This is a genomic window from Syntrophomonas sp. (assembly GCF_028707975.1).
Classification (GTDB): domain Bacteria; phylum Bacillota; class Syntrophomonadia; order Syntrophomonadales; family Syntrophomonadaceae; genus Syntrophomonas.
In genome coordinates this window covers 1-3,277 of record NZ_JAQVZX010000157.1, presented here as the reverse complement: position 1 = coordinate 3,277, position 3,277 = coordinate 1, and the positions used below count along the sequence as shown (strand labels likewise).

The 3,277-nt window shown below is 44.7% G+C and carries 3 protein-coding genes and 1 pseudogene; 2 read left to right on the top strand and 2 right to left on the bottom strand.

Annotated elements, in window-relative coordinates:
- Positions 1 to 11: 11 nt before the first annotated feature.
- A complete protein-coding gene (locus tag PHP87_RS11590; protein WP_299921542.1) occupies positions 12 to 278 on the bottom strand; it encodes a transposase in 267 nt (88 codons plus the stop codon).
- A gap of 165 nt (positions 279 to 443) precedes the next feature.
- Positions 444 to 1,484, bottom strand: a complete 1,041-nt coding sequence (locus tag PHP87_RS11585; RefSeq protein WP_299921540.1) for an Rpn family recombination-promoting nuclease/putative transposase — start codon at positions 1,482 to 1,484, stop codon at positions 444 to 446.
- Between the two features lie 216 nt (positions 1,485 to 1,700).
- Here PHP87_RS11585 and PHP87_RS11580 point away from each other — a divergent pair, with 216 nt between their 5' ends.
- Entirely contained in the window at positions 1,701 to 2,717 is a 1,017-nt protein-coding gene (locus PHP87_RS11580) for an ADP-ribosylglycohydrolase family protein (RefSeq protein WP_299921538.1), read from the top strand.
- A 323-nt stretch (positions 2,718 to 3,040) separates the two neighbouring features.
- Positions 3,041 to 3,247, top strand: a pseudogene (locus PHP87_RS11575) (secondary thiamine-phosphate synthase enzyme YjbQ); the annotation flags it as partial.
- Positions 3,248 to 3,277 lie beyond the last annotated feature (30 nt).

The following is a 3,277-nucleotide window of genomic DNA, read 5'->3' as shown; positions in this document are numbered from 1 at the left end:
CAATATCTTCTTTACGATAGCCAGATCTTCGATAATGGATATAATTCGCATGTGACCACTACATTTTGGGCAAAGTAATGGATCACCCTGCGGGCACTTCTGATGCTCCCTTTGGTCGCAATTAATGTAGCTATATGATAAATCTTTTGAATCATACGAGCCCAGTTTCTACGAAACCCCACCATAAATCCTCCATCTGTTGCAAAACAGCCATCGCTTGCAATGATATGCAGGTGTGGGTTGAAGTTTAGAAAATCCCCGAAGGTCTGCACCGCTATTACAGCTCCCGGCTTAGGGTCAGCTTCTATGGAATAGGCCGGGTAGGATTAGGAACGAATGCTGGGCAATCGCAGAACAAGACCAGGGAAGAATTTATGCCCATAGCAATCCCAGTAGTTTAAGTCCGGGGACTGCCCCCGGACTTATTTACGGAGTTATTGTGGTTACTGAAGATACCTTTTTACCTCTTCCAGGCTTTCGTAATCCAAAATGCCATCAATCATAACATCCAAAGTTGGGGGGTCTAATTTTGATATCCCCGTCTTAAATTCCTCTGGTAACAATCCGAATTTTTTAGTCAGCAACTTTATCGCAGTTCTAGCAAGAGCTTTGGCTTCTCCTGCTTCCATTCCTGCTTCCATTCCTGCTTCCATTCCCGCATCTCTTCCTGCTTCTCTTCCTTCAGCTCTTCCTTCTTCTCTGAATATTTCCGCTAAAGTCATCACCGCTTCACTCCCTTCCGGATAGGTAGTCTCAATTTTCTTAACCACTCTATTGAAATCCGCCCTGGTCAAATCGGTCCTGGCGCTGAATATATACCTCATCAGGGTTTCAAAGTATTCTATTCCTGTCTGTTTATCATCTAATTCCAGCAGATAGCTTACTGCTCTAAAGACGGAACCCAGCAAGCCCTTGTTGTCTTTCGTGAATATATCTCTCATTATAGTCGTTGCTATTCTATTTATTGCTTCACCTTTTATCTCATCATCGGTATAGCGTGAAAGGTCATAAAATAAATATTCATAATTCGGGGTAAACCTCTTAATGTCTTCCGGGAGGTCTTCATATCCCATTATCATTTCTCCCAGCGTGGTCCCTATTTTCCAGCTGTCTTTGCCATGATATACTACCAGCGGTATTATCACCGGTAACTTATCCGCTTTTTCCTTTTTGATTTTGGCTTCCCAAATTTCTACCATATACTTTAACAGTTGAAAAGCGATGTCTTTACTGCTATAGCTTTTGTGTTCAAAGAGGAGATAAATATATCCTTCCCTCTTGTTTATGTTGGCCTTAAAAAGCAAATCAGAAAAACCTTCTTGCAGTTCTTCATTTATGAAGCTGTCCTTTTGGGGTTCCAAGGTATCTACATCTATGACCTTTATAATATTTTCCGGCAGATAATTATTTAAGAAGTCCTTTGCCACCTCAACCTTGCCGAAGGTCTCTTTGAAGAATCTATCATGGGGATTTTGGATTTTCATTTCATCACCTGCCTTCCTGTAAATATTATACTATAAAGTTTATTTCATTTGAATATGCCCGAGATTTGTCCTTAAATTAAAGAAGTGATACAGATATGGGATCTCTTTAAGGGAGGTAAGTCATTGGAGGAGCCCTGCGATGTACGGCACGATCTCCACTCCCGCCTATAGGACTGGAACAGTAAGGAAGACCATTTAAAACAAGGGGGAGATAGAATGGATAAAAATCAGATTATGGGTGGACTATTGGGAGTATTGATAGGTGATGCACTGGGCTTGCCAGTACAGTTTGCTCCACGTGAAGAACGCAAGAAGAAACCGGTGGCAGGCATGGAGGGCTGGGGAGCTTTTAATATGCCGCCGGGAAGTTTTAGCGATGATGGATCATTGACCCTGTGCCTGGCTGAGAGTATCTGCGAGGCGGGGCTCAATGCCGAAGATGCCGCCGGGCGTTTTTTACGCTGGTACAATGAAGGTTACTGGACACCAACGGGTTTTGCCTATGATATTGGGGGCAGCACAAGCAGGGCTATGGAAAGGCTGAGAAGGGGCGTACCCGCGATAGATGCCGGACCAAAGGGAGAAAACGATAACGGAAATGGTTCACTGATGCGCATAATGCCAGCAGCACTATACCTGGCGGGATCAGGACCGGAAACTATGGCTGATGGAATATGGACGATATCCCGGATTACCCACGGGCATCCCCGGACCTGTTCCGCCTGCTATATCTATGCCCTGCTGGCGAAAGAACTGTTGACCGGAGTTAGCCCAATTGAAGCTTATCAAAACCTGTGTTCTTTGCCGGAGGAAGTACTGCAGGCAGGAATAGCAGGTACAGAGAAGAAGCATTTTGCTCGTATCCTTGATGGTCAACTACAGCAAGTGAGCGAGAGGGAAATCAGATCAAGTGGTTATGTAGTCCATACCCTGGAAGCGGCTATATGGTGTTTAATCAATAACAATGACTTTACCTCCACTCTATTGGCAGCGGTTAACCTGGGCGAGGACACCGATACGGTGGCTGCCGTGACCGGGGGGCTTGCAGGCATAAGCTACGGATTTGAGGCCATTCCTGCAGGATGGCTGGAAGTCTTGATAAGACGGGATGAAATCCTTTCTCTGGCCACTGGTTTTGCGGATAAGTTAACGCAAGTCAGGGATATAGAAGCGGGTGATAAAGTTACAGAAGCACCAGGAGAAAGCAGCAAAAAAAGAGGGGGAAGCCGCTGAAAAGCCAGCCCGGGCGAAGTAAATAGTTTAGGTTACACCTAGAACGGTGGACGAAGATAAATGCAAAAGTATTATCTTACCCCACAGTGCAAACATCGAAAAAACCAGAAGGGAATATCTGGTTTGTGACGAAATTTAGATAATATGCCTATGCTGGAGGATATTTGACATTTCTGGATAAGAGTAAACTGCAAAAGAGAACACTATTCCAATTTTAATGTATGCCAAATTAGGAAAAGGAGGTTATCATGGCAGAAAACGCAGCAAAAGACAAGACACTTGAATCATGGCTTTGGGATGCGGCATGTTCGATCAGAGGGGCTAATGAGCTCTTCCCCTGGAAGCACCCGGCTTATCGCCATAGGGAAGGCAATTCCGCAGCCCATTTAAAAGCCAGCACCATAGGTATAGCGCAAACTATTCCGGTAACTGCTGGCCGCTTATTACTGGGAACCTGGCAGGGAATCTATTTCTGCGAATTTGATGGTCCGCGGCAACGCTCTTTTTATGTTAAAGTATCTGCCATCTAGGTATTTTGCAAAAAGATTAAACTGGGAGGG

Coding starts and splice junctions, on each gene's coding strand:
- PHP87_RS11585 (WP_299921540.1), bottom strand. CDS start 1,484: ATGAAAATCCAAAATCCCCATGATAGATTCTTCAAAGAGACCTTCGGC.
- PHP87_RS11580 (WP_299921538.1), top strand. CDS start 1,701: ATGGATAAAAATCAGATTATGGGTGGACTATTGGGAGTATTGATAGGT.